Source organism: Pseudomonas sp. NPDC087814 (assembly GCF_044742865.1).
GTDB lineage: Bacteria > Pseudomonadota > Gammaproteobacteria > Pseudomonadales > Pseudomonadaceae > Aquipseudomonas.
This window is the reverse complement of the sequence record NZ_JBIUVK010000012.1, coordinates 122644-149534: the sequence shown is the minus strand read 5'-3', so window position 1 is coordinate 149534 and position 26891 is coordinate 122644. Positions and strand designations below refer to the sequence as shown.

11 protein-coding genes and 1 riboswitch are annotated in these 26891 nt (G+C 64.6%); of the genes, 8 read left to right on the top strand and 3 right to left on the bottom strand.

The window, feature by feature from the left end:
* Window positions 1-259 precede the first annotated feature (259 nt).
* The 4 genes from gspE to ACIOMR_RS12570 all read left to right on the top strand — a co-directional run bounded on the left by gspE (window position 260) and on the right by ACIOMR_RS12570 (window position 17239).
* Window positions 260-1678: a type II secretion system ATPase GspE gene (gene gspE / locus ACIOMR_RS12585; RefSeq protein ID WP_008432561.1), complete on the top strand. Its 1419-nt coding sequence runs from the start codon at window positions 260-262 to the stop codon at window positions 1676-1678.
* Window positions 1678-2889, top strand: a complete 1212-nt coding sequence (gene gspF / locus ACIOMR_RS12580; protein WP_401194406.1) for a type II secretion system inner membrane protein GspF — start codon at window positions 1678-1680, stop codon at window positions 2887-2889. The genes gspE and gspF overlap by 1 nt, the downstream gene beginning before the upstream one ends.
* 421 nt (window positions 2890-3310) lie before the next feature.
* Window positions 3311-4474, top strand: a complete 1164-nt coding sequence (locus ACIOMR_RS12575; protein WP_003210472.1) for a substrate-binding domain-containing protein — start codon at window positions 3311-3313, stop codon at window positions 4472-4474.
* A gap of 201 nt (window positions 4475-4675) precedes the next feature.
* Complete coding sequence (locus ACIOMR_RS12570; RefSeq protein WP_401194403.1) at window positions 4676-17239, top strand: filamentous haemagglutinin family protein; 12564 nt, start codon at window positions 4676-4678, stop codon at window positions 17237-17239.
* 292 nt (window positions 17240-17531) lie between these two features.
* On the opposite strand, the gene ACIOMR_RS12565 is transcribed toward ACIOMR_RS12570, so the two are convergent.
* Genes ACIOMR_RS12565 through ACIOMR_RS12555 form a run of 3 tightly spaced genes read right to left on the bottom strand, consistent with a single transcriptional unit; the run spans window position 17532 to window position 20727 of the window.
* On the bottom strand, window positions 17532-18452 hold the full coding sequence (locus ACIOMR_RS12565) for an ABC transporter substrate-binding protein (protein ID WP_401194401.1): 921 nt from the start codon (window positions 18450-18452) through the stop codon (window positions 17532-17534).
* Window positions 18449-18781, bottom strand: a complete 333-nt coding sequence (locus ACIOMR_RS12560) for a ferredoxin (RefSeq protein ID WP_003210478.1) — start codon at window positions 18779-18781, stop codon at window positions 18449-18451. Before ACIOMR_RS12560 ends, ACIOMR_RS12565 begins: the two co-directional genes overlap by 4 nt.
* Before the next feature lie 11 nt (window positions 18782-18792).
* Window positions 18793-20727: a TonB-dependent receptor plug domain-containing protein gene (locus tag ACIOMR_RS12555; RefSeq protein ID WP_401194398.1), complete on the bottom strand. Its 1935-nt coding sequence runs from the start codon at window positions 20725-20727 to the stop codon at window positions 18793-18795.
* A 93-nt stretch (window positions 20728-20820) separates the two neighbouring features.
* Window positions 20821-21028, bottom strand: a riboswitch (cobalamin riboswitch).
* A gap of 101 nt (window positions 21029-21129) precedes the next feature.
* On the opposite strand from ACIOMR_RS12555, the gene lexA reads away from it, so the two are divergent.
* The 4 genes from lexA to ACIOMR_RS12535 are packed head-to-tail and all read left to right on the top strand — an operon-like array spanning window position 21130 to window position 26846.
* Window positions 21130-21747, top strand: coding sequence for a transcriptional repressor LexA (gene lexA / locus ACIOMR_RS12550; protein WP_003210482.1), 618 nt, complete (start codon window positions 21130-21132; stop codon window positions 21745-21747).
* On the top strand, window positions 21747-22358 hold the full coding sequence (imuA, locus tag ACIOMR_RS12545; protein ID WP_087694708.1) for a translesion DNA synthesis-associated protein ImuA: 612 nt from the start codon (window positions 21747-21749) through the stop codon (window positions 22356-22358). Before lexA ends, imuA begins: the two co-directional genes overlap by 1 nt.
* A 7-nt stretch (window positions 22359-22365) precedes the next feature.
* Window positions 22366-23781 (top strand): Y-family DNA polymerase, encoded by a 1416-nt coding sequence (locus ACIOMR_RS12540; protein ID WP_401194393.1) that lies wholly within the window; start codon window positions 22366-22368, stop codon window positions 23779-23781.
* Entirely contained in the window at window positions 23757-26846 is a 3090-nt protein-coding gene (locus ACIOMR_RS12535) for an error-prone DNA polymerase (RefSeq protein WP_401194390.1), read from the top strand. The genes ACIOMR_RS12540 and ACIOMR_RS12535 overlap by 25 nt, the downstream gene beginning before the upstream one ends.
* The last annotated feature ends 45 nt before the right edge of the window (window positions 26847-26891 follow it).

Sequence of the window (26891 nt, the reverse complement as noted above, 5' to 3'; positions counted from 1 at the left end):
GAGCGTGGGTAACCCGGCAGGACGCCGGGTTAGCCGTCCTGGGCCAGGGATGGCCCATGACGGCGGCCCACGGTCCAAAGCCGGAGTGAGGGCACTCCGAGCCTAGGCGAGGTGCCGAGTGGTGGGGCAAGAGCGTTTTGCTTACTTTTGACTGGGCCGGCATTCCGGCTTTTCAAAAGTGAGCCGCTGTAAGAGCGGAACCAATACAAGCCGTAACCGAAGGAATGGATATGTACTCAACCAAACGAAGCCCAAAAGCATGAGCCTCCTGCCCTACGCCTGGGCCAAATCCCAACGTATCCTCCTTCACCCGGGAACCCAGGGCCCGACGCTGACCATTTGCCCCTCAACCCCCGGCTGGTCCATCAGCGAGGTCTACCGCCAGTTCGGCCAAACCCACCTGATCCAGGTGCGCGACGACGAACTCGACGGCCTCCTGGCCACTGCCTACGCCGACACCGGCAGCGCCGCCGCCGTCGTGGGCGCCGCCGAAAACGAAGTCGACCTCGACCGCCTCATGCAAGACATCCCCGAAATCACCGACCTGCTCGACACCCAGGACGGCGCCCCGGTGATCCGCATGATCAACGCCTTGCTCACCCAGGCCGCCCGCGACGAAGCCAGCGACATCCACATCGAACCCTACGAAACCCACTCCGTGGTGCGCTACCGCGTCGACGGCACGCTGCGTGACGTGGTGTCCCCGCGCAAGGCCCTGCACGGCGCCTTGGTCTCACGCATCAAGATCATGGCCCAACTCGATATCGCCGAAAAACGCCTGCCCCAGGACGGCCGCATCGCCCTGCGCGTGGCCGGTCGCCCCATCGATATCCGCGTCTCCACCGTGCCCACCGGCCATGGCGAGCGCGTAGTGATGCGCCTGCTGGACAAACAAGCCGGCCGCCTGCAGCTGGAAACCCTCGGCATGGACCCCGCCGTCCTGGCCAAACTCGACACCCTGATCCGCCAACCCCACGGCATCGTGCTGGTCACCGGCCCCACCGGCAGCGGCAAGACCACCAGCCTCTACGCCGCCCTGGCCCGGCTGGATGCGAGCACCAGCAATATCCTGACCGTCGAAGACCCGGTGGAATACGACCTGCCGGGCATCAGCCAGATCCAGGTCAACGCCAAGATCGACATGACCTTCGCCCTGGCCCTGCGGGCAATCCTGCGCCAGGACCCGGACATCATCATGATCGGCGAAATCCGCGACCTGGAGACCGCACAAATTGCCGTCCAGGCCTCGCTCACGGGCCATCTGGTGCTCGCCACCCTGCACACCAACGACGCCGTCTCGGCGGTCAACCGCTTGATCGACATGGGCGTCGAACCGTTCCTGCTGGCCTCGTCACTGCTCGGCGTATTGGCCCAGCGCCTGGTGCGTCGGCTGTGCCCGCACTGCAAGCAGGAAGACCCGGCCGCGCCCGGCACCTGGCGGCCTGTCGGGTGCGCGCAGTGCAACCAGATCGGTTACAGCGGGCGTACCGGTATCCATGAATTGTTCTGCATCGACGACGAGCTGCGCGGGCTGATCCACCAGGGCGCCGGCGAGCAGGCCTTGAAGGCCGCCGCACGCCGCGCCGGCATGTTCAGCATGCGTGAGGATGGCGAACGCTGGGTACGCAGCGGCGCCACCGCCCCCGAAGAAATCCTGCGCGTAACACGGGACGCCTGATGAACCGATACCGCTACGAAGCCGCCGACGCCAGCGGCAAGCTGGAGTCCGGGCACCTTGAGGCAGACAGCCAGAGCGGCGCCTTTGCCCACCTGCGCAGCCGTGGCCTGACGGCCTTGCGGGTGCAGGTCGAGAACAACAATGAGCGTGCCGGCGGTGGCGGCCGGTTCAGCGCCAAGCTCTCGGACAATGACTTGGCCTGGGCCACGCGCCAGCTGGCGAGCCTGCTCGGTGCGAGCCTGCCACTGGAGGCCGCGTTGAGCGCCACGGTGGAGCAAGCCGAGAAAAAACACATTGCCCAGACCTTGAGCGCGGTGCGCGCCGATGTGCGCAGCGGCATGCGCCTGGCCGATGCGTTGGCCGCCCGGCCCCGGGACTTTCCGTCGATCTATCGGGCGCTGATCGCGGCGGGGGAGGAGTCCGGCGACCTGGCCCAGGTCATGGAGCGCCTCGCCGACTACATCGAGGAACGCAATAACCTGCGGGGCAAGATCCTCACGGCGTTTATCTACCCGGGCGTGGTGGGGCTGGTGTCCATCGGCATTGTGATTTTCCTGCTCAGCTACGTGGTGCCGCAGGTGGTCAGTGCGTTTTCCCAGGCTCGCCAGGACCTGCCGGGGCTGACGTTGGCGATGCTCAATGCGAGTGACTTTATCCGCGCCTGGGGCTGGCTGTGTTTTGCCGGGATCGTGGGTGGTTTCTGGAGCTGGCGCCTGTACCTGCGCAACCCCGTGGCGCGGTTGAGCTGGCACAGCCGGGTGTTGCGCCTGCCGTTGATCGGGCGTTTTGTACTGGGCCTCAACACCGCGCGGTTTGCCTCGACCCTGGCGATTCTCGGCGGGGCGGGCGTGCCGTTGTTGCGCGCCCTGGAAGCGGCGCGCCAGACCTTGTCCAACGACCGCTTGAGCCAGTGCGTCACAGATGCCACCGCCAAGGTGCGCGAGGGCGTCAACCTGGCTCCTGCGCTGGCGGTGGAAAAGGTCTTTCCGCCCGTGCTGATCCACCTGATCGCCAGCGGCGAAGAAACCGGCTCGCTGCCGCCGATGCTCGAACGCGCGGCGCAAACCCTGTCGCGGGATATCGAGCGTCGGGCGATGGGCATGACGGCGTTGCTTGAACCACTGATGATCGTGGTGATGGGCGCCGTGGTGTTGGTCATCGTCATGGCCGTGCTGCTGCCGATCATCGAAATCAACCAACTGGTGACCTGACTGCTGACGAAACACGATCAAAAATGTGGGAGCGGGCTTGCTCGCTCCCACATTTGAATCGCGTTTCTTCAAGACTATTTTCGCGCGCCCGACACGCGGGTCCCAACCTCGGGTTCCTCATTCTGTCATCTGCCCAACCCCACCACACGGCCCGTAACGCCTCCAGCCCGGTCCTCGAAATCCGCGCTGAAACCTCGCTGTCACCTCACCCCCAAATCGCTCAAAGGTGTGACCAAAACACCCGAGAATCTTTTTAAAAATCAAGCCGTTCCTCCCGAGGTTTTTTCCTTTAGCTGTCATCGGATGCTGCGAAATTTCATACCCATGGCCTCACCCCTGGGTACCCCCCGGAACACAGCCCGGGACCGAAGCCATAGCGTCATCTACCCCAACGTACAAACACGACGAAAGGAGCTTCTTCATGTTTAAGCGCAACGTTCTCGCGGTATCCATGACCCTCGCTGCACTGTGCTCGGCCCAGGCTGCCATGGCAGACATCAACGGCGGCGGCGCCACCCTGCCACAACCGCTGTACCAGACCTCCGGCGTATTGACCGCCGGTTTCGCCCCGTACATCGGCGTGGGCAGCGGCAAGGGCAAACTGGCGTTCCTGAACAACGACTACAGCCAGTTCGGCACCGGCACCAAGAACGTTCACTGGGCGGGCAGCGACTCGAAGCTGACCTCGACTGAACTGTCCACCTACGCCTCCACCAAACAAGCGACCTGGGGCAAGCTGATTCAAGTGCCTTCGGTCGCCACTTCGGTTGCCATTCCATTCAACAAGGCCGGTACCAACGCAGTTGACCTGAGCGTTGATCAACTGTGCGGCGTGTTCTCGGGCCGCATCACCACCTGGAACCAACTCCCGGCTACCGGTCGCACCGGTAATATCGTGGTGGTTTACCGTAACGAAGCCAGTGGCACCACCGAGCTGTTCACCCGTTTCCTGGCGGCCAAGTGCGTCAATGAGTCCAAGAAATTTGTGGTCACCACCAACTTCGCGGACAGCTTCGGCGTGCCACCAGGCGCCGTGCCTGCCGTGACCAGCCAAGGCGTGATGACCGCGCTGAACGCCGGTGATGGTCGCATCACCTACATGAGCCCGGACTATGCCGCGCCTACCTTGGCTGGCCTGGATGACGCCACCAAAGTGGCCAAGGTCGCCGGTGTTTCTCCAGCCCCTGATAACGTTTCCGCCGCCATCGCTGCTGTGCCCGTACCGGCTGCTGCCAACGTCGCCAACCAGAACGCCTGGGTACCGGTGTTTGCTGCCGCCGCCGATGCCAACGACCCAAGCGTCGTGCCTTACCCAAGCAGCGGTTATCCGATCCTGGGCTTCACCAACCTGATCTTCAGCCAGTGCTACGCCGACGCCACCCAGACCTCGCAAGTGCGTGCATTCTTCACCCGTCACTTCGGTGCCAGCGCCTTGAACAGCAACGACAACGCGATCAAGGCCAACCGCTTCGTGCCACTGCCAGCTGCCTGGAAAGCCGCGATCACCAGCAACTTCGTTACCGCAACCAGCGCGCTGAGCATCGGCAAGTCTGATGTCTGCAACGCCATCGGTCGTCCGCTGTAACCCACGCTTTTACCGACCGGCAACACCCGATCAGCAACGGCCTGTGCCGTTGCTGATTTTTGCGTTTGCGGCTCGGCTATCAGCCTTACATGAACTTTCCATGACAGAAGTTCAGTCCCGCCCCTCGCCAACCGCCTAACTCCCATACGTGACGCACGTCGCCAGTTCCCTATGGGCAAAAACAAAGAAGGAAGCTTCCTGATGGTCCGCTGCAAACCACCGGTCAACCTGAATGCCCAAGGCCCTGGCGGCCAGACGATCCTGCGCCTCAAACCCCTGGCCCAGGCGATTGCCTTGTTCATGGTGGCAGGCAGCGCCCACGCGGCGACAGCGTTCAGCTCCGGCTGGTTTGCCGACAAGGGTGCCTCCCAGGCGGCGACAGCGGCCCGCCTCAACGGGGCGCAGGTGCCGGGGATTCCGTCGTTGAATCAGCAGGCGCGGGCGAACCAGCAGTTGTCACGTTCCATCAGCACGCTCAACAACAGTGTCGCGGCGATTGCGGCCCAGCAGGCCGCCCAGGCCGCTGGCCGGCAAGCGGCGCTCGGCCAGGTCTCGACGATTCCCGACGGCCTCGGCAAGGGCGGCTTGCAGGTGGACAACAGCCTGACCCAGGGCTGGACCAACGCCAAGGGCCCGACCCAGAGCCAGTCCGGTGGCAAGACCACGGTGACCATCGAGCAGACCGCCGACAAGGCGATCCTCAACTGGGAAACCTTCAACGTCGGACGCAACACCACGGTCGATTTCCAGCAGCAATCGAATTGGGCCGTGCTCAACCGTGTCAACGACCCCAACGCGCGCCCCAGCGAAATCCAGGGCCAGATCAACGCCCCTGGCACAGTGATGATCATGAACCGCAACGGGGTGATCTTCAGCGGCAGCAGCCAGGTCAATGTGCGCAACCTGGTGGCGGCCGCCGCCACCATCACCGATGACCAATTCACCCAACGCGGGATCTATGTGGATGCCAACGGCACCCAGCCGACTTTCACCGACGCGGCGGGCAAGGTCGAGGTGCAGCGCGGCGCGTTGATCCAGACTCACAACCCGGCCACCTCTACCGACGCCGGTGGCTACGCCTTGCTGCTCGGCTCGGAGGTCGAGAACGCCGGCAGCATCATCACCGCCAGGGGCCAGGCCACCCTGGCCGCCGGCGACAGTTTTTATATCCGCAAGGGCGTCGGCACCACCGGCAACGACCGCTCCACCACCCGTGGCAATGAAGTGGCCACCAGCCTCAAGGCCGGCAGCACGTCGGGCAAGGTCAGCAACAGCGGCCTGATCATGGCGTCGACCGGCGACATCACCCTCACCGGGCACCAGGTGCAGCAGAACGGCGTGGCCCTGGCCAGCACCTCGGTGGATACCCGCGGCACGATTCACTTGCTCAACGCCGCCAGCGACACCAGCGCCAGCGTGACCCTGGGCGAGGGCAGTACCACGGCGATCCTGCTGGACGCCAGCGGCAGCACCGCCCTCAACAGCCAGAAGGACAACGGCCTGATCACGCTCGACGGCTTGCCTGCCAACCTGATCACCGGCCAGTTCAACAACCTCAGCGCGGTGGCCGACCGCACCGACCAGTCGCGGATCGAGATCGTCAGCGGCGGCACTGTGGATTTGCGCAAAGGCTCGATCACCCTGGCCACCGGCGGCCAGGTGGCGGTCAGTGCCGGCCAGCGCAGCCTGGTGCGTGACGGCGCGATGATCGACGTGTCCGGCGCGATTGGCGTCAAGGTGGCGATGGAAGCCAACAACATCAAGATCAACGTGCAAGGCAACGAACAGCGCGACGCGCCCGCCAACCGTGACGGCGGGCAATTGATCAACAACGATGTATGGGTCGACCTGCGGGACCTGGTGTTCGTCCCGGCCGGCACCAACGGCTATGCGACGGACCGCTGGTACACCGCCGGCGGGCTGCTGGAAGTCGGCGGTTACCTGGGCACCCAGGGCCACTCGGTCGGCGAGTGGATGGCCCAGGGCGGCACTGTGACGTTCACCGGCAAGGACGTGGTGACCCAGCAGGGTGCCCAGGTCAATCTGTCGGGCGGCACCGTCGATGTGCAGGCCGGCTACATCCGCCAGACCTGGCTCAAGGGGCCTGACGGCCAGCTCTATGAGCTGTCGAAAGCCCCCGGGGACATTCTCTACGCGGGGATCTACAAGGGCTTTGAAGACACCAGCGTCCGCTGGGGCCGCAGCGATTTCTACTACAACCCGCTGGTGGCCCAGCAAAGCCGCTACGAGGCGGGCTACACCGTGGGCCGCGACGCCGGCAAGCTGGTGGTGGGCACCACCAACGCGGTGCTGGAAGGCCAGTTGATCAGCGATGTATTCCAGGGCGATCGCCAGACCCAGGCACCGAATATCAACCTTGATGGTTATCAGCAGTCACAGCAGGCCATGGCCCAGCGGGCGCAGTTGATCATTGGCCAGTACACGCCGGTGTACAACAAGGCCACCGGCACCTTGCGCTACGCCTTGACGCCGACCATCGACCAGGTGCTGATCGAGGGCAGCGCGCAAAAAATCGCCGACGGCCTGGGCCTGGCCACTGCGCTGCCGACCGAACGCCAGGGCAAACTGGTGCTCGACAGTGACCAGCTCAATGGCTACCGATTGGGCGCGATCAAGGTCGGCGCAAAGCAGCAGATTGACGTCAATGGCGCACTCAAGGTGGCTGACGGCGGCGACATCACCCTGTTCGGCCCCGTGGTTTCAGTCAATGCCAACCTCACGGCCCACGGCGGCAGCATCAACGCGGGCAACCTGCTGAACCAGGTCGACCTCAATCGCTCCAATGTCGTTGGCGATGTGATTCTGCCGGGCATCGGCCGGCTCGATGTGGCCGCCGGAGTCAAGCTGGACAGTTCCGGGCGCTGGAATAATCTGGCGCTGGACCCTTCGGCCACTGACGGGGTGGCGTATATCAACGGTGGCAAGGTGTCGCTGCGCAGCTCCGGCGACGTGAAGCTCGCGGCGGGCAGCCTGGTGGAAACGTCGTCCGGGGCAACCATCGGCCTGGATGGCAAAGTCCGGGGCGGCAAGGGCGGCGACGTGACCGTGGGCGCACTGGGGGCTTTGGGCCTGGGCGCCGAGATTCGCGGCTATGGCGTCAGCGCAGGCGGCACCCTGACCTTGCAGGCCAACAAGGTGCAGATCGGCCAGAGCCCGCAGGCGCCGGATGCCAAGACCTTGCAGTTGGCCGGGGATTTTTTCAACAAGGGTTTTTCGGCCTATGACATCACCGGCAACGAAGGACTGCTGGTCGCCGATGGTACTCAGGTGGATGTGAACGTGCCGGCCTACCGGCTCTCGGAGCAGGCCGCCACGACGCCGGGCGGCGGCGCTGCGGCCAGCGTGATGGAGCGCTGGACCCCGCCGCTTTACCAGGAAGACGCGAGCAAGGGCGTACTCGGCCAACGCCGTGGCGCCAGCCTGACCCTTTCCGCCGGCCACCTGGAGTCGCCTGCCGAGCAACTGCCGACAACCGCGCTGGTGGTCGGCAAGGGCGCGGTGATCAGCGTCGACCCGGGCCAGTCGATCAACCTGCGCAGCATCGGCCAACTGACGGTCGACGGCACGCTCAATGCCTGGGGTGGCAGCGTCAACCTGAACGGCCTGACCACGCGTGCGTTCGAGCCGGCCAACGCGGTTGGCCACGGCCGCTCCATCTGGCTGGGTGAAAACGCACTGATCGATGTCGCCGCCCGGGCCGCGACTGCCGTGGACAATCGCGGGAGCCAATACGGTTTGGTCCGTGACGGCGGCAAGATCAGTATCGGTGGCGAGATCAACCTGAGCACCGGCACGGTCACTGCCAGCGACCTGTTTGTGGTGGTACGCGAGGGCGCCCGGCTGGACGCGTCGGGCACGCAAGCGGTGTTGGATGTTCCGGGGCAGGGCGCAACCCGGGTGGCCAGCAATGGCGGCAGCATCAGCCTGGCGTCCAACAATGGCTTGTACCTCGACGGCAGTCTGGTAGCCCGGGCCGGCGGTGCCGGCGCAGCGGGCGGCAGCCTGAACGTAGCGCTGGACAGCCCGTATTACACCAAGAGCAGTGTCACGGATCGCGTGCTGAAGGTGCGTGAATTGGTGCTCGGCCAGACCCATCAGGCCCACACGCTCGCCGGCACCGCCGCCGACGCGGCCGACAGCCTGGAATACGGCCACGCTCGCCTGGGCGTCGACCAGGTCAGTGCGGGCGGCTTCGACAACCTGGCATTGATGAGCAACGGCCTGTTGAGTTTCGACGGCGATGTGTCCTTGAACATGGGCCAGAGCCTGCGCCTGTATAGCGGTGCCTTCAACCTCAGTGAGGGCGCGGCAGCCAATGCCCGGGTGAATCTGTCGGCACCGTCTCTGCTGCTGTCCGGCATGGATTCGCCGGCCCGGGAGTTCTACGTGAACCCGGTGTCGGTGTTGCCGTTACCCTCGCTGCGCGCCACCGAGGCGCAGTTCAATGCCAGCGGCAGCTTGATCGATGTGCGCGGCAGCGTGTTGTTTGGCAGCAAGGGCAAACTGCGCCAGGCCGACGACAGCCTGGTCGGCCTTGAGCGTCGCGGCTTTGATCAGGTCAACCTGACCAGCCAGGGCGATCTGCGCTTCCTGGCGGGTGCGAACCCGGACGGCGTGGCCTTGAGGGTCAGCACCCAGTTATTGACCCAGGGCGATATGACCTTGCGGGCGGCGCAGTTGTATCCGGCCACGGAGGTCGGTGCGCGGGTCATTGCCGGCTACCTGAGCGAATTCAACAGTCTCAACATCACGTTCGACCCGCTGCGCACCCTGACCATTGGCCGTACCGGCAACACGGATGCCGCGGTGCCTTACTCGGCATTCGGGCGCCTGCAACTGGGCGCCGCGACGGTGCGGCAGGGCGGTGTGGTGCGGGCGCCCCTGGGGTTGATCGATATCGGCAGCATGGGCAGCAGCCAGGTGCAATTGCTGCCGGGCAGCGTGACGTCGGTGAGCGGCAGGGGCCTGGTGCTGCCGTATGGCGGCACCCTGGACGGGCAGGTCTATAAGTACAACGGCAAGACCGTGACGTTTGTCGGCCAGGGCGGGCTGGTCAACCAGGACGCGGAACTCAGCGTCGGGGTGATTCTCGGCGGCCAGTCGGTGCAGGTGCAGCCTGAGGCTACCCTGGACCTGTCGGGCGGCGGCGAATTGCTGGGGGCCGGTTTCGTTTCCGGGCGCGGAGGCTCTACGGATGCGCGCTACAGCCCACTGGTGCAGTTTGGTGCCAATGGCGGTTTTGTGTTGCCGGGCCTGGGCACCAACCCGATTTACGCCATCGTGCCCGGGGTGCAGCCTGGCTCGGCGCCGGTGGCACCGGAGAAGGGCGCAGTCGATCCGTTGGTGGGCCAGCAGGTCACCATCGGCGCCGGAGTGCCGGGGCTGCCGGCGGGCACTTATACTCTGATGCCGTCCACCTACGCCTTGATGCCCGGCGCTTTCCGCGTCGAGATCAACGGCCTGGCCGGGCTCGGCAGTGATGCCGCCACCCAGCGGATGCGCAATGGCTCCTGGTCCACCGCCGGGCGCTTGTCCATCGCCAACACCGGGATCGGCAACAGCGTTGCCAGCCAGTTGATTTTGACCTCGGCCGATACCTTGCGTCGCTATTCCCAATACAACGAAACCAGCTACGCCCAGTTCGCCATGGCCGACGCTGCGAAACAGGGTGTGCCACGCCCGATGCTCGCCGTCGACGCCAAGACCCTGAAACTGGCCTTGCGGCCAGGGGGCGGCGCTGATGCGTTTTCGTTCCAGGGCATAGGCCGTTTTGAGGCCGCGGCGGGTGGCTATGGCGGCGCGGTGGCGGTGATTGATCCAGGCAAGCTGGGTATTGAAGTCGTCGCGGCGGGCAGTTCCGCAACCAGCGGTTTTTCCGGCATTACCTTCAACGATGAGAGCCTCAACGCCTTGGGAGCCTCGCGTTTGATGGTGGGGGGGATGACGGCAGTTACGTATGGCCAGTCCGGGAATTACATCGTCCTGGCTGGCGGTACGAGTCGGGCCAACAGCACCGTCACGCTTCGGGAAGGTGTGACGCTCGCAGCGCCGGAAGTCTTTTTGTTGAGTGACACCAACGCGATCGTCCTGGAGCAGGGCGCATCCATCAACACCATCGGCCGTGGCAAAGCCAGCTACGACGCTCGTGACGGTTTTATCTACAAAGTCACCAATATGCTGGCGGCGTCCAACGGCTTGCTCAATGTCATTGCATTCAATACGACGGTGCCCAGCGGCGGGATCAGCATCGGTGTGTGTGACACGGGCCTGTGCAGCGGGCAAACCGGGCTGTACTCCGAAGGCAGCATCGTGGCGTTGACCAACAATACCTTCCAGTTGGGCGACCAGGTGCGCTACGGCACCCGTCACCTCAACCTGGGGGTCAACACCATTAACCTCGGCAGCGCCCAAGCCCTGGCCGCTGCCGCTGTGGCCAATCAGTTGCCGGCCGGCCTGACACTCACCCAGGCGCTTCTTGATCGCCTGCTCAAAGGTGATTCACAGTTCGGTGCGCCGGCCCTGGAAACCCTGCAGCTCTCGGCGCGGGACAGTTTCAACTTCTACGGCAGTACCTCCCTGGACACCTATGACCCACTGACGGGTAAGTCGCGGCTGAGCAACCTGATGCTCTCCACTCCGGCGATCTACGGTGCCGGTGGCGCTGGCGACGTGGCCAACATTCATACCGCCAACCTGATCTGGCAGGGCGCGACCACCCCACCGGGCTCGGTGATCGCCGGCGGGGCGGGCACTGGCAGCGGGCGCCTGGATATCAACGCCGAGCGTATTGAGTTCGGCTACGGCGCCTTTGCCCAGACCAACACCGTGAGCAGTTTCGATCGCCTGGCTTTGGGCTTTGCCAGCGTGAACCTCAATGCCAGCGAGCGCATTACCGCCAACCACAAGGGCAGCCTCTCGGTGTATCAGAGCCAGGGCGCCTATGACCCGGTGAAGGGCTTCCAGTACAGCGGCGGCGACCTGAATATCCTCACCCCGCTGATGACCGGCGAAGCCGGTTCGGTGAACCGCATGACCGCAGGTGGGGCGATTGATATTGCAGCGTCCGTGGGGGCGCGTGGCAAGGCCGACGGCCAGGGCGCCGAACTGTCCCTGCAAGGCGACAGCATTCGCCTGGCCACGGCGGTAGTGCTGCCCAGCGGCAAAGTCAGCCTGGGCGCCCGGGGTGATGTGGTGCTGACGGATGCGGCGTTGATCGACGTGGCCGGTGGCGCCACTGTGTTCAACGATGTGAGCCAATACGGCGCGGGCGGCACTGTGCTGCTGGACAGCCGCAGCGGCAACATACTGCAGGCTGCCGGCTCGACCATCGACCTCTCGGCCAAAAACAACCAGGCCGGCAAACTGCGGGCGGTTGCGGTGGACGCGGCGGGCGGTATCGTCGACCTGCAAGGCACGATCCTCGCCGGCAGCAGTGGCTATTACGATGCGGGCGGGACCACGATGCCTTATGAGGCCGGTACCGTGGAAATCCAGGCCCAGCGCCTGGGCAGCAGCGGTTCACTGGACCAGCAGTTCGCCGACCTCAACCAGCGCCTGAATCAAGGCCAGGTGTTCGGCACACGCAGCTTCCAACTCAAGCAGGGCGACTTGACCATCGGCAATGGCCTCAAGGCCGGCACCGTCAACGTCTCCGTGGACAATGGCAGCCTGCGGGTCACCGGCCTGGTGGACGCCAGTGGCGAGCGCGTCGGCAGCATCAACCTGGCCGGCAAGCATGGCCTGACGCTGGACGGCGGCGCGGTACTCGACGCCCATGGCAGCAAGCTGCGGGTGGACAGCTACGGCAAGATCATCGACTCGCCCAACCGGGCCATGGTGGTGCTCGGCTCCGGCACCGGTCAACTGACCCTGGCCGATGGCGCACGCATCGACCTGCGCCACGGCACCGAGGCGGTCCAGGGCAATGACGGGCGCAACCGCGGCACCCTGGAACTGAATGCACCACGGCTGATCAACGTCGATGGCACCAGCAACGACATCAACATCGATGCCCATGGCCGCCTGACGATCCAGGGCGTGCGCTCGATCACCCTCAACGGCATGATCAGTTACGACGATGCGCCACTGGTCACCGATCCGACGGCCAGCGGGCGGCCTTACCAACAGATCGACCAGGCCTACCTGGATGGCAAGCATGTGCTGAGCACGGCCTTTATCAACGGTGCATTGCTCAACCAGAACCTGCTGCAAAACAAACTCGCCGGGCTTAACAATGCAACCTACGCCGATGCCTTCCACCTGCGCCCGGGCGTGGAAATCGTCAGCAAGACCGCGGACGGTGACCTGGTGGTGCAGGGCGATCTGGACCTGTCCGGCTACCGTTACGCCAGCCTCAACCCCAACAGCCAGAAAACCTCGGTGTATGGCTCCGGTGAGTCGGGCAGCCTGACCCTGCGCGCCGGTGGCGACCTGAATATTTACGGCAGCATCAACGACGGTTTTGCACCGCCACCACAGACCGTCGATGACAAGGGCTGGGTGTTGTTGCCGGGTATCGACTTTACCGGGGGCACGATCATCGTGCCGGGTAACGGCATCACCCTGGCGGACGGCACGACCTTCCCGGCGGGCACCGTGCTCAACTACGACCTGCCGATCAAGGCCGTGGGCGCGGCCGCCGGTACGCGCTTGCCGACCCGGGCGACGCTGAACCAGGACCTGACGCTGCCTGCCGGTACGGTATTGGCCGCAGCGGTGTTCGACAGCGCGGGCAATGTGCTGTTTGCCGCAGGCACGTTATTGAGCCAGGCACACACCCTGGCGGCCGGCTCACAGCTGGACGCCGGCAGCCTGCTGACCCAGGACACCCGGCTCGGGGCGCTGACCTGGCCCAAAGGGGTGCCGTTGCCGACGAACTACGAGGCGCTTAACCCGACGCAAAACCACGTGACCCTCAATGGCGACATACCGCTGCCGCGCGGCGCGTTGATTCCTTCCGGCACCAACGTCAAGTTGCCGGGCGGGGCTGAGTCGGTGGCGTTGCGCCCGGAAGTGGCGGGGCGCCAGGGCAAGCTGTGGGCCCTCTCGCCGATGCTGGCCGAAGGTTCGCAATCCTGGTCGCTGCGGTTGGTTGCAGGTGCTGACACCGAGGCGGCCGACAGCCGCATCCTGCAAGCCCATCCGCGCAGCGGAGACCTGCGTTTGGCTGACAGCCACTACGGCATGTTTGCCAAGGAGATGCCCGCCAAGGGCAAGTTGACCTGGACCGCCTTCGCGGTGGAGGACTTTGCGGCCAATGGGGTGGTGGTCAAGGAAGGCGACCCGATCGACCAAAAGATCCTCGATGATTTCGGGCTGGGTTCGATTGATGATTTCTGTGGGGGCAATCCGGCGTACTGCGCCGTGAAAGTTGGCTATGTCTGGACCGAATTCGGCGCCAAGGACCTGGCGGACAACGGGATTATCGTCACCGTCGGAACGCCGATCGAGCAAAGCATCCTGGACCAGTTCGGTATCCCGTCCATCGATGAGTTCTGTGCAAGCTCGCCCGCCTACTGCCAGGCCCAAAGCGGCAAAGAGTATGCGGCGACCCCCTCCAGCAGCCGTTTCAGTGTGATTCGCACCGGTACGGGCGACCTCGAACTGCTCAGCGCCGGCGACTTGAGCATGGACTCCCTGTACGGGGTCTACACCGCCGGTACATCGTCCACTGCAACCGGTGCCGGTGACCCCTACAACCAGCCCAAGGCGCTGAACAGCGCGAAGACGGTGCTGAACGATACCAACAGTTATTTTGAACAGTTCGTCAACGGCTCATCTGACAGCCTGTACCGTGCCTGGTACCCGGAGGCAGGGGGGAATTTGAGCGTGAACGTGGGGGGCAACCTGACGGGGAATATCCTGGGAGGCGTCTTCAACCCAAGTCGGCCCAACCCCCTGGATAACGGCATCGACTCCGCCGATGTGGCCAACTGGCTGTGGCGCCAGGGCAGCGGCACGGTGAACACCGGCGGGCAGGCGCAGCCGACGGCCTGGTGGATCAATTTCGGTAGCTATACCGCCAACGCCTCCAAGGCTGATGCGTTCGTCGGGTTTACCGGTTTCGGCACCCTCGGCGGCGGTGACGTGGATGTACAGGTAGGCGGGGATGCCGGTGTGCTTCGGCGCATGGACGGCAACCCAATGTCGGCCTCTGCCAACCCGCGCAGCCAGGGGCTGGTGCTGGCGGTCGGCAGTACCGGGCGGGTTGCCGGTGATGGCAGCCTGCAGTTGACGGGCGGTGGTGATTTACGGGTGCGTATCGGTGGCGCCCTGAACCCTGGCAGCGTGGTTGATGTAAACGATCAGAACGGCCAGTTGGTGAATATCCGGGGCAATGTCCAACTGCAAAGTGCGACCACGGGCCGGATCGACCTGACCTACGGCAGCAACAGCTCTGAGCAGAGCCCGGGCGAAACCCGCGCATTCGATCCGTTCCAGGCGACCCGTGGCCGGGCAGTGGGGGGTATCACCCTGGTGCCGGGGGATGCCACATTCAACCTGACCACATTGGGTGACCTGGTGCTGCAGCAAGTGATTGACCCGGGCCGTGTCGTCCTGCTGAACAACTCATCGTTTACCCGTGGCGGGGCGAGTGGGGCCGGCGAAAGTTGGTTCTCGTTGTGGACCGGTCACACGGCAATCGACCTGTTGTCAGCGGGGGGCAACTTGACGCCATCTGTCTCCGCCGCAGCGTCCGACCTGGCAACTGTCTACCCATCGATCGTTCGAGCGACGGCGGCTGGCGGCAGTATTTATTACGGAAGCGCCGTCCTGGGGTACCAAGCCGATACGAGTCCGATAAATGCCTTGGTGCTCGCCCCCGGTGCCAGCAGCCAGTTGCAATTCCTGGCCCATGACTCGATTTATGCGGGCGGTATGTTTGTCACGCCTTCCGGGGCCGACCCCAGCATCATGGCCACACCTTGGCGGCCGGCGTTCGTCGGGACCATTGATGGTCAGGTGGTTGCCGATGGCAACAATCTGTCGGAGAACGGTAGCTCGTCGGGTTCCATTCCGCGTCCTTTGTTTGCCTTTGGCTCCGCCACGGCGTCGGCAGCCGCTTACGCGCCAACGGAACCGGCGCGGTTCTATGCCTTGACCGGCGATCTGGTGGGGGTCAGCAGCGGCCGGACCCTGACGTTCAATTCTTCCCCCACGTTTTTGCATTCGGGGCAGACCTGGTACGAGGGCAACGGGCCGGTTTGGATGATGGCGGGGCGAGACATTGTCAGCAGTGGCAGCCGTTTTAATACGGCCCCTGGTGCGGTCAGCGAGCAGTCGACCGGCAACCTGTTCATCCACAACAACCCCACTGACATCTCCATCGTCTCCGCCGGGCGCGACATTCTGTACAGCAACTTCCAGGTTGCCGGTCCTGGCCTGCTGGAAGTGACGGCGGGCGGCAATATCCTGATGTCCGGGCGTGACCCGGCGAAGGGCGGCGAAGTCAGCATCACCAGCCTGGGCCCGGTGGTCGCGGGCGACAACCGCCCTGGCGCAGGCATCGTCATGCAAGCTGGCGTCGGCCCCAACGGCCCGGATTACCGGCGCTTTGTCGAGGCCTACCTGGCCCCGGCCAACCTCGTCCAGCCAGGCGAAGCCCTGTCGATCCAGGGCGGCAAGGTCGCCAAGACCTATGAGAACGAACTGGTCACCTGGCTCGCCGAGCGCTTCGGTTTCGTCGGCACCCGCGAGCAGGCCCGCGCGGTTTACGCCGCACTGCCCGCTGAACAGCAACGGGTGTTCGCCCGTGATGTGTACTTCGCCGAACTCAAGGCCGCCGGCCGTGAGTACAACGCGGTGGGCGGTGCGCGCCAGGGCAGCTATGTACGGGGGCGTGCAGCGATTGCCGCGCTGTTCCCGGACAAGGACGTGGCCGGCAACCCGATCACCTACAAGGGCGATATCACGTTGTTCGGCGGCTCGGGTGTACACACCAATTTCGGCGGCTCGATCCAGATGCTCACCCCGGGCGGTGGGCAGACCTTCGGCATCGAAGGCGCGGCACCGCCGTCCACCGCCGGTGTGATCACCCAGGGCGCCGGCGATATCCAGCTGTATTCCATGGGCAGCATCCTGCTGGGCCAGAGCCGCATCATGACCACCTTCGGCGGCTCGATCATGGGCTGGTCCGGCGAGGGCGACATCAACGCCGGTCGCGGATCCAAGACCACCGTGGTGTACACGCCGCCCAAGCGTGTCTACGACAACTGGGGCAACGTGACCCTGTCGCCGGCGGTGCCGAGCACCGGGGCGGGGATTGCCACCTTGAACCCGATTCCCGAAGTGCCGGCCGGAGACATCGACCTGATCGCCCCGCTGGGCACCATCGATGCGGGTGAGGCGGGGATTCGGGTCTCGGGCAACATCAACATTGCCGCGTTGCGCGTCGTAAACGCCGCCAACATCCAGACCCAGGGCAAGTCGTCCGGGGTGCCGGTGTCGGCGGCGGTAAACACCGGGGCCATGACCTCGGCGAGCGCAGCCGGTGCGGCGGCGTCCCAGGCGGCGGAAGATGCCGCGCGCAGCCAGCAGGCGGCGGCCAAACAGGGCCGGGCGTCGATTGTCACGGTGGAAGTGTTGAGCTTTGGCAGCGAGCCAGTTGAGCGCAAGCCGGAGGACGGGCAGAAGACCTCGGGCTACAACCCCAACAGCCCGGTGCAGGTACTCGGCGCCGGACCGTTGAGTGACCAGGCGCGGGCGCGGTTGACGGATGAGGAGCGCCAGCAGATCAGCTTGTAGTTTTAGAAAAGGACCTCTCGTTGTATTTGGGGCGATCATTGATCGCCCCTTTTTTTCGTCTTGGGGGCCCGGCTTTTCCCGGTGGATGGTGGCGCGGTCGAGCCGGTAGTCACTGAGGCCGGGATGAGTGATATCTCGGCCACCAAGTGCGAGCTCTATCACCCTGATCTGTCAGGCCAGGAGCTGGAGGCGATTAAAAGTACGAAGCGCTCAGCATTGGAAACCTACAGCGTTTCACAACTTTGGTCGGTGGCATGGACTGAGTAAATTGGTCAGGCGCTTCGCTCGTGAATTATTCAGCCAGTTGTTTGAATTGCCTCGCCAACTCCAACACGACTCGGCCGCTATTCGCGGTGGGCACCAAATGGGTAAACGGAATATCGATCATCCGATTCTCCCGCACCGCCCGCAAACGCGACAGCACTGGGTCGGTGGTCAGCAACTGACGTTTGCGGCTGGCCGGTGACCACAGCGCATCCGCCAGCAAGATCACATCCGGGTCACTCATCAGCAGGGTTTCGCTGCTCACGGTGACGCGGTATTGGTTGATCCCGGCGAATAAATTGCGCGCACCAGCGGCCGCCACCAACGTGGTGACGAACCCACGCCGGCCTTCGCTGTCCAGCCCGTTGACCTCACTGTCCAGGTAGAACACCGACATCGGTTTACCTTCGCCCACCAGGGCCTGGGCACTGGCCAGGTCGGCGTCCATGGCATCGCTCAACGCCCGCGCCCGTTGCTGTTTGTGCACCAGGGCGCCGAGGGTAAACAGGTCGTTGCGAATATGCCCGAAGTAATCCAGCGAATGACCGTCGCACGCCGACTCCAGCAAATACGACCCAACTCCGTTGCCTGCCAACCCTGTGCGGGAGGTGACACCAGTGCCAAAGGCAGTAGCGAATCCACCGACCACCAGATCCGGTGTCTGCGCATAGAGCACTTCGCTGGACGGGTACTTGGACGCAATCACCGGCACGCCGAAATACTCGCCGTGTCGGTGGGCCACACCGTTGTCATCCAGATACGCCACGCCCACCAATGCCGTACCGACATCCAGCGCCAATAACAGGTCGGCCGCATGCTGGTTGAGGGCCACGATGCGCGAGGGCGGTGAGTGGGTGGCCGTCCAGTCCTGGTTGCAGTTGCGATAACGGTCCGCCAGGGCCAACGATGGGCAGAGCAGGGCGCCCAACAGCAACCACGAGGCTTTCATGGGCGCTCCTTGATCAGCAAATCCTCGACGACTTCGCCGCCCACCAGGTGCACTTCCACCAGCCGTTGCACATCTGCGTTGCTGTGCACACCGTACCAGCACGTGTCCGGGTACACCGTCACAATCGGGCCCAGGTTGCACGGGAACTGGCAGTGGGTGCGTGTCAGCAGCACGCCGCCAGGCTTTTCGATGCAGTCGTGTTGCAGCAGGTGGCGGCGCAGGGTTTTCCACAGTTGCAACGCGCCACGCTGCGTACAGCGCGGGCCGGTGCACAGGAACACGTGACGGGCGTGGTCAGGCACGTGGGACCAGTCCGGATGAGTTTCCACGGGCGTACTCATCAGAAGCGATACGTGTAGCGTACTTCGGAGGTGAACGGCCGCCCGAGGTTGTCGACGTTGCTGGCGCGGCTGGTGACGTAGTCGCGGTCGAACAGGTTCTCTACCAGCAGGCTCACGCGGTGTTGGTGGGCGTTGTCGAGGTAGCGATAGGCGTCGGCATCCACCACGGTGTAGTTGCCGTATTCGACCTTTTTCGAGCTGACGATATCGCCGATGTAACGCACGGCGGTGCCGGCGCCCCACAGGCGGTCCGCCGATTCATAGCCGACCCGCGAGCGGGCGAAGAAGCCCGGGATATCGTTGATGGTGACACCCGCACGGGACTCGGTGAGGTTGCGGGTCATGTCGGCCTGCACGCTCCATTGTTCATTGAGCTGCAGCTTGGCGTCGGCCTCGAAACCACGCATCTGGATCTGCCCCTGGCCGTTGACCCACTGGATATCGTCCAGGGTGATCAGGTCGGTGATCTTGCGTTTGAACAGCGTGACGCTGGCGCTGAAGTCCCGGGCCAGCAGGCTGCCCTTGTAGTCGACGCCCAGTTCGGCGTTGCGGCTCTTCTCCGGCTTGAGGTTGCGGTTGCCTTTTTCATCGTCTTCGTTGACGAACAGTTGCTCGGCATTCGGCAGTTTGTAGGCAGTGCCGTATTGGCCGCGCAGGGCCCAGTTGTCGTTGAGGTCGTAGAGCGAAGTGAGCATGCCGACGGTGGCGCTGTCGCCGCCGCTCATGGCTTCGTGGCGTACGCCGATGCTCGGGTGCCAGTTCGGCAGGGCTTCGATAGTCGGGCGCAGTTGGGTGTACAGCGCGTGGGCCTGGGCCTTGTTGTCGTCGATGATCAATACATCGTCCTGGCCCTTGAACCACTGGTTATCGGACCCGAATACCAGCACGTGCTCGCCGGGCAGCACGGCCTTGCCTTCGGCCTGCACGCCCCAGTCGGTGAAGCCCCAGTAGTCGTTGTGGTTGATGACCCGGGTGCCGCCGCCTTCGATATTGTTGATGCGGGTATAGCGCGTGTCCCAATCGTTGATATGGCCTTTGACGAAGTAGCTCAGGCGCTCGTTGAGGGTTTGCTCGAAGGTGGCCGTGGCGATCTGTTGCACGCGGTCGTTGGTGGTCTTGTGGTTGTCCACCGGGCGGGCGAAATCGAGGTTGGCGTCGGCGTACTGGTAAAACAGCTCAAGGCGCGTGTCATCGCCAAACGACTGGATCGCCTTGGTGCCGAAGGTGGTGACTTCGTAGGAGCGTTTCTTGTCGCTGACGTTTTTCATGTCGCGGTTGCGAAACGGCTGGTAGCCCTCGGAGGCGTTGCGGCTGACGTAGGCCAGCAAGCCGAGGTCGCCAAATCCGTTATTGAAAATCTTCTCGACCCGGGCGTCGCCGGTGGTGCCGCCGAAGGTGTCGGCACCCAGGTTCACCTCGCCGGACGCCTCGCGGGTTTGCGGGCTGCGGGTGACGATGTTGATCACTCCCGACACCGCCTGGGTGCCGAACAGCAGGCTCTGGCCACCCTTGAGCACTTCGATGCGCTCGATGGCGTTGGCGGGCAGGGTGTCCAGGTACAGGCCGCCGTACAGGCGGTTGTTCAGGCGCACGCCGTCCAGCAGGATCAACGTGTCATCGTTGCGCCCGCCCAGCAGGGAATAGGTGCCGTAGTCGAACGGACCGTTCTTGGGGGCCACGTACAGGCCGGGGATGAACATCTGCATCACGCGCGACACATCGGCGGCGGGGCCGGCGCGTTCGATCTGTTCGCGGGTGACGATCTCGACCTTGCTGCCGTACTGGGCCATGTCGGCCACGGTAGTGGATTCCACCGACGGTGCGGAAATGATCTGCTGCTTGAGCTCAAGGGGAGGGTCGTCGGCCAGCAGCAGGGGGCTGAACAGGCAGCCGAGCAGCAGGCTGGGCACGGACGTATTGTAAGGTCGAATCATAGTCTTCTCGGAAAAGTATCTTTCGCGAAAAGCACGCACGAGTAGGCACCGAGCACACGCCAATACCGGCCCATGCCCGCCCACCGCAGGATTTTGCCAAACAGAATTCCAGGCCGGTCTCCGGGCTCACGCGTATGGACACCTTCACCTTCCCATGGCGCGCAGGCCACAGTGGTGTGTCGAAGGGGTCACGCGTCTACCGTTGCGGGGGCAGCACCGGACTGGCTCGAAAAGAGCGGCACCGGTTTCCCGTTTCACCCCATGCACGGCGGCATGAGGCACCTGAAACAGGCCGGCATCTGAACATTCGAAAGACCGTTCGTCAACTTGGCGGGTACTTTTCCGGCGGTTGCCAGGGAAGCGACTGACGGATATTGCCAGAAAATTCCCACAGGAGTACAAATGTACTCCATGAAGAATCTAACGCCCCGCCGTACCGCCATCCTGACCTTTATCCGCGACCGTATCGCGCAGCAAGGCCAGTCCCCCAGCCTCGCCGAGATCGCCGAGGCGTTCGGCTTTGCCTCCCGCAGCGTGGCGCGCAAGCATGTGCTGGCGCTGACCGAGGGCGGCTTTATCGAGGTCAACCCCAACCAGGCGCGCGGCATCCGCCTGCTCAATCAACCGGCGCGGCCGGAGCTGCTGGATATTCCGGTGCTCGGCCGGGTGGCCGCCGGTTTGCCCATTGGCGCCGATGCCGAAGTGCACAACCGTCTATTGCTCGACCCGGGCATGTTCGCGAAAACCCCGGATTACCTGCTGCGGGTGCAGGGCGACTCGATGATCGAAGACGGCATCCTCGATGGCGACCTGGTAGGCGTACGCCGCAGTGCCGAGGCCTTGAACGGGCAGATCGTGGTGGCACGCCTGGACGGTGAAGTCACCATCAAACGTTTCGAACACGTGGGCGAGCGCGTGCGCCTGCTGCCGCGCAACCCCGCCTATCAACCCATCGTGGTGCGGCCCGATCAGGACCTGGCCATCGAAGGGGTGTTCTGCGGCCTGGTGAGGCAAGGCTGATGGGCGCCGTCGTTGCACTGGACTCGCTGTTCAATGGCGGCCGGGTCTGGAAAGGCCGGCCCGCCGCGCCGCCGGCCAGCGTCCATCCCACCGGGCTTGCGGCCCTGGATGCGGTGCTGCCCAGCGGTGGCTGGCCGGAAGCGGCGTTGAGCGAAATCCTGATGGCGAAGGAGGGCGTGGGCGAGTTGCAGCTGGTGTGGCCGACCCTGGCACGGTTGGCGGCGGCCGGTGAGCGCATCGTGCTGGTGGCGCCGCCCTACACGCCGTACCCCCACGCCTGGCAAAACGCCGGGGTGGATGTGCGCCAGCTGTCAGTGATCCAGGCCGATGAACGCGATGCCTTGTGGGCAGTGGAGCAATGCCTGCGTTCCGGCAGCTGTGGCGCGGTGCTGTGCTGGCCGCGCAAGGCCGATGACCGCGCCTTGCGCCGCTTGCAGGTGGCGGCGGAAACCGGCCAGACCCTGGCCTTCGCCTGGCGCTCCTTGAGCGAGGCCATCAACCCGTCACCGGCCGCGTTGCGCCTGGCGGTTGAGGCCAGCCCGGCGCAGGTGCGGGTGCTCAAGTGCCGGGGTGGCCTGGCCCATCCCGCGCCCATTGCGCTTGGGCACTGAGGTTGGCATGCGCTGGGTGTGTATTGTGTTCCCGCAATTGGCGCTGGACGGGGTGCTGCGTTCGCGCCCCGAACCGGACCAGCCGTTGGCCCTGCTGGCCGGCACGCCGCAGCGGCGGGTGCTGCAAACCGTCAATGACGCCGCGCGCAAACTCGGCCTGCGCCCCGGCCAGTCGCTGACGGCGGCCCATGCCTTGACCAAGGCGTTCGCCTGCGCCGAATACGACCCGGCGCAGATCGAATACTGGCAGCAGTTTCTCGCCGCCTGGGCCTACCGTTTCAGCTCCCAGGTCAGCGTGTTCTACCCACGGGCGTTGCTGTTCGAGATCGAGTCGAGCCTGGGCCTGTTCGGGCCCTGGCCGTTGCTCGAAGCACGCTTGCGCAAGGAGCTGACCGAACTGGGGTTTCGTCATCGCATCGTCGCCGCGCCGAACCCGGCGGCGGCGCGGATATTGGCGAATGCCTACGACGGCCTGGCCGTGGCCGATGAGCAATACCTGCAACACGCCCTGGCACCGATCCCCATCGACCGCGCCGGCCTCGACCCGCAAGCCGCCACCGCATTGTCGCGCATGGGCTTGCGCACCCTGGCCCAGGTGCAGGCGTTGCCTCGGCATACCCTGGCCCGGCGCTTCGACGCTGCGCTGCTCAAGCACCTCGATGCACTGTGCGGCCAACGGCCCCTGGCGCTGGCGTTCTACCAGCCGCCGGACCGGTTTGATGTGCGCATCGAGCTGAATTTTGATGTGTTGTCCCACCAGGCCTTGCTGTTTCCCTTGCGCCGTTTGACTGGCGATCTGTCGGCGTTCCTGTGTGGTCGCGACAGTGGCGTGCAGCGTTTTGACCTGCACCTGGAGCACGCGGCCGAGCCCGACAGCGTGATCAAGGTCGGCCTGCTCAGCGCCGAGCGTGACGCAGCGATGCTGTTCGAACTGGCCCGTGGGCGCCTGGAGCAAGTGCAAGTCACCTCGCCGGTGCGCGGCTTTCGCCTGGTGGCCGAGGACCTGCCGGTGTTTGTGCCCCAGCGCCAGGACCTGTTCGACGAGCGCCCGCAACAAACCCTGCCGTGGGAACAACTGCGCGAACGCCTGCGGGCGCGGCTGGGGGACGAAGCGGTGCAAGGCCTGCGCTTTCACGCCGACCACCGCCCCGAATGCGCCTGGCAAGCCGGTGCTGACACTCGCCCGTGCACCCCCTCAAATAACGTGCAACGCCCGGGCTGGTTGCTGCATGAACCGACGCCTCTGGCCGAGCAAGGTCTACACATCCTGATGGGCCCGGAACGCATCGAGTCCGGCTGGTGGGATGGTGCCGATGTGCGCCGCGATTACTACCTGGTGCGCACCCGCGCCGGCCAGCAGGGCTGGGCTTACCGCACCGTGGGCGAAAGCGGCACGCTGTGGCTGCAAGGCTGGTTTGCATGAAGTACGCGGAGCTGCACTGCCTGTCCAACTTCAGTTTCCAGCGGGGCGCCTCCAGTGCCCGCGAGCTGTTTGAACGGGCCAGGCAGCAGGGTTACGAGGCGCTGGCCATCACCGATGAATGCACCTTGTCGGGCATCGTCCGTGCCTGGCAGGCGGCCAAGGAAGTCGGGTTGCCGCTGATTATCGGCAGCGAGATGCGCCTGGAAAACGGCCCCAAGCTGGTGCTGCTGGTGGAGAACCTGGAAGGCTATCAACACCTGTGCCGGCTGATCACCATCGCCCGTCGCCGTGCGGAAAAAGGTCACTACCGCTTGCTGCAGGAAGACTTCACCGCGGTACACGGCTTGCTCGCGTTATGGATGGTCGAAGACACCGATACCCAGGCCCATATCCAATGGCTGCGCAGCACCTTCACCGATCGCCTGTGGCTGGCGGTGGAACTGCATTGCGGCCAGAACGATGCCCGTCACCTTGAGCAACGCCTGAACCTGGCCGCCAGCCTGCACCTGCCGGCGGTGGCCTGCGGCGATGTGCATATGCATGTGCGCGGTCGCCGTGCGTTGCAAGACACCATGACCGCAATCCGTCACCACGTCCCGGTGGCCGAAGCCGGCGCGCGCCTGCATCCCAATGGTGAACGGCACTTGCGCAGCCTCGATGCATTGGCCGCGCTGTACCCGGCGCACTTGCTGGAAGAGTCCCTGAACATTGCCCGGCGTTGCACCTTTGACCTCGGCCAATTGCGCTATCAATACCCCAGGGAGTTGGTACCTGAAGGCCAGGATGCAAAATCCTGGTTACGCAGCTTGACCGAGCAAGGCATCGCCCAGCGTTGGCCGAAAGGGGTCGACGCCAAGACCCTCCAGCAGATCAATAACGAACTGGAACTGATCAGCGACCTCGGCTACGAAAGCTATTTCCTCACCGTACACGACATTGTGCGCTTCGCCCGCAGCCGTTCGATCCTGTGCCAGGGCCGTGGCTCGGCGGCCAACTCGGCGGTGTGTTTTGCCCTGGGCATTACCGAGATCGACCCGAGCCTGACGAGCATGTTGTTCGAGCGCTTCCTGTCCCGCGAACGCAACGAGCCGCCGGACATCGACGTGGACTTCGAGCACGAACGCCGTGAAGAAGTGCTGCAATACGTCTTCCAGCGCTACGGGCGCACCCGCGCCGCGTTGACGGCGGTGGTCAGCAGCTACCACGGCGCCGGCGCGGTGCGCGACGTGGCCAAGGCCCTCGGGTTGCCGCCGGATCAGGTCAACGCCCTGGCCGACTGTTGTGGGCGCTGGAGCGACGAAGCACCGCCCCTGGAACGCTTGCGCGAAGGTGGTTTCGACCCCGACAGCCCGGTGCTGCGCCGGGTGCTGACCTTGACCCAACAACTGATCGGCTTCCCCCGGCACCTGTCCCAGCACCCCGGCGGTTTCGTGATTTCCGAACACCCGCTGGACACCCTGGTGCCGGTGGAAAATGCCGCCATGGCCGAGCGCACCATCATCCAGTGGGACAAGGACGACCTCGACGCCGTGGGCCTGCTCAAGGTGGACATCCTCGCGCTGGGCATGCTCAGTGCGATTCGCCGCTGCTTCGACCTGCTGCGCCGCCATCGCAACCGGGACCTGAGCCTGGCTTCGGTGCCCAAGGAAGATGCGGCAACCTACGCGATGATCAGCAAGGCCGACACTATCGGCGTGTTCCAGATTGAGTCGCGGGCGCAGATGTCGATGTTGCCCCGCCTGCGACCGGAAAAATTCTACGACCTGGTCATTGAGGTCGCCATCGTGCGGCCGGGGCCCATCCAGGGTGGCATGGTGCATCCGTACCTGCGGCGGCGGAACAAGGAGGAAGAAACCACCTACCCGTCGCCGGAACTCAAGTCCGTACTGGAACGCACCCTGGGCATCCCGCTGTTCCAGGAACAGGTCATGCAGATCGCTATGGTCGCCGCCGATTACACACCCGGCGAAGCCGACCAACTGCGCCGTTCCATGGCCGCCTGGAAACGCCACGGCGGCCTCGAACCCCATCAGCAACGCCTGCGCACCGGCATGCTGAGAAACGGCTACAGCGAAGCCTTCGCCGCGCAGATCTTCGAGCAGATCAAGGGCTTTGGCAGCTACGGTTTTCCCGAGTCCCACGCCGCCAGTTTCGCCTTGCTGACCTATGCCAGTTGCTGGCTCAAATGCCATGAACCGGCAGCGTTCGCCTGCGCCCTGATCAACAGCTGGCCCATGGGTTTCTACAGCCCCGACCAGATCCTGCAGGACGCCCGTCGCCATCATTTGCAGATCCGCCCGGTGGATGTGCAGGCCAGTGACTGGGATTGCAGCCTTGAGCCGATCGAAGGCCAGCAACCGGCGATTCGCATGGGCTTGCGCATGATCTCCGGGTTTCGCGAAGAGGACGGCCGGCGTATCGAAACGGCGCGCCAGGCCCGGGCGTTTTTTGATATTGCCGACTTGGGCGAGCGTGCCCAATTGGACACTCGCGCCCAGGAACTGCTGGCGGATGCCGGTGCCTTGCGCGGCCTGGCCGGGCATCGGCACCGGGCGCGTTGGGAGGTGGCCGGGGTGCAGAAACAACTGGGCCTGTTTGCCGGTATCGCCAGCCCGGAAGAGGCGGTGGTGGAGCTGCCGCAACCGACAGTCGGCGAAGATTTGTATGCCGACTACGCCAGCGTCGGCACCACCCTGGGCCCACACCCGTTGGCGCTGTTGCGCGATGAACTGCGCGCGCGGCGTTGCCGCAGTTCCAGGGAATTGCTGCAGGTTGAGCATGGCCGCAACGTCAGCGTCGCCGGCCTGGTCACCGGTCGACAACGTCCTGGCACGGCCAGCGGCGTTACCTTCGTTACCCTGGAAGATGAGTTCGGCAATATCAATGTGGTGGTCTGGCGCGATTTGGCCGAGCGCCAACGCCAGGCGCTGGTGGGCTCGCGGTTGCTCAAGGTGGATGGCCGCTGGGAGGCGGTGGGCGAGGTTCGGCACCTGATCGCCGGGCGCTTGACCGACCTGACCCCGTTGCTGTCGGGCATCAGTGTGCGCAGCCGGGACTTTCGCTGAGCCGGCCCTTGCTCCTTCCTGCCGGCATAAGCAATATGCGATGAA

What these genes read in the sequence shown, in the direction of transcription:
- ACIOMR_RS12540 (WP_401194393.1), top strand. Translation starts at nt 22,366, where the DNA reads ATGCGCTGGGTGTGTATTGTGTTCCCGCAATTGGCGCTGGACGGGGTG.
- gspF (WP_401194406.1), top strand. Translation starts at nt 1,678, where the DNA reads ATGAACCGATACCGCTACGAAGCCGCCGACGCCAGCGGCAAGCTGGAG.
- lexA (WP_003210482.1), top strand. Translation starts at nt 21,130, where the DNA reads ATGTACTCCATGAAGAATCTAACGCCCCGCCGTACCGCCATCCTGACC.
- ACIOMR_RS12575 (WP_003210472.1), top strand. Translation starts at nt 3,311, where the DNA reads ATGTTTAAGCGCAACGTTCTCGCGGTATCCATGACCCTCGCTGCACTG.
- imuA (WP_087694708.1), top strand. Translation starts at nt 21,747, where the DNA reads ATGGGCGCCGTCGTTGCACTGGACTCGCTGTTCAATGGCGGCCGGGTC.
- ACIOMR_RS12565 (WP_401194401.1), bottom strand. Translation starts at nt 18,452, where the DNA reads ATGAAAGCCTCGTGGTTGCTGTTGGGCGCCCTGCTCTGCCCATCGTTG.
- ACIOMR_RS12555 (WP_401194398.1), bottom strand. Translation starts at nt 20,727, where the DNA reads ATGATTCGACCTTACAATACGTCCGTGCCCAGCCTGCTGCTCGGCTGC.
- ACIOMR_RS12570 (WP_401194403.1), top strand. Translation starts at nt 4,676, where the DNA reads ATGGTCCGCTGCAAACCACCGGTCAACCTGAATGCCCAAGGCCCTGGC.
- gspE (WP_008432561.1), top strand. Translation starts at nt 260, where the DNA reads ATGAGCCTCCTGCCCTACGCCTGGGCCAAATCCCAACGTATCCTCCTT.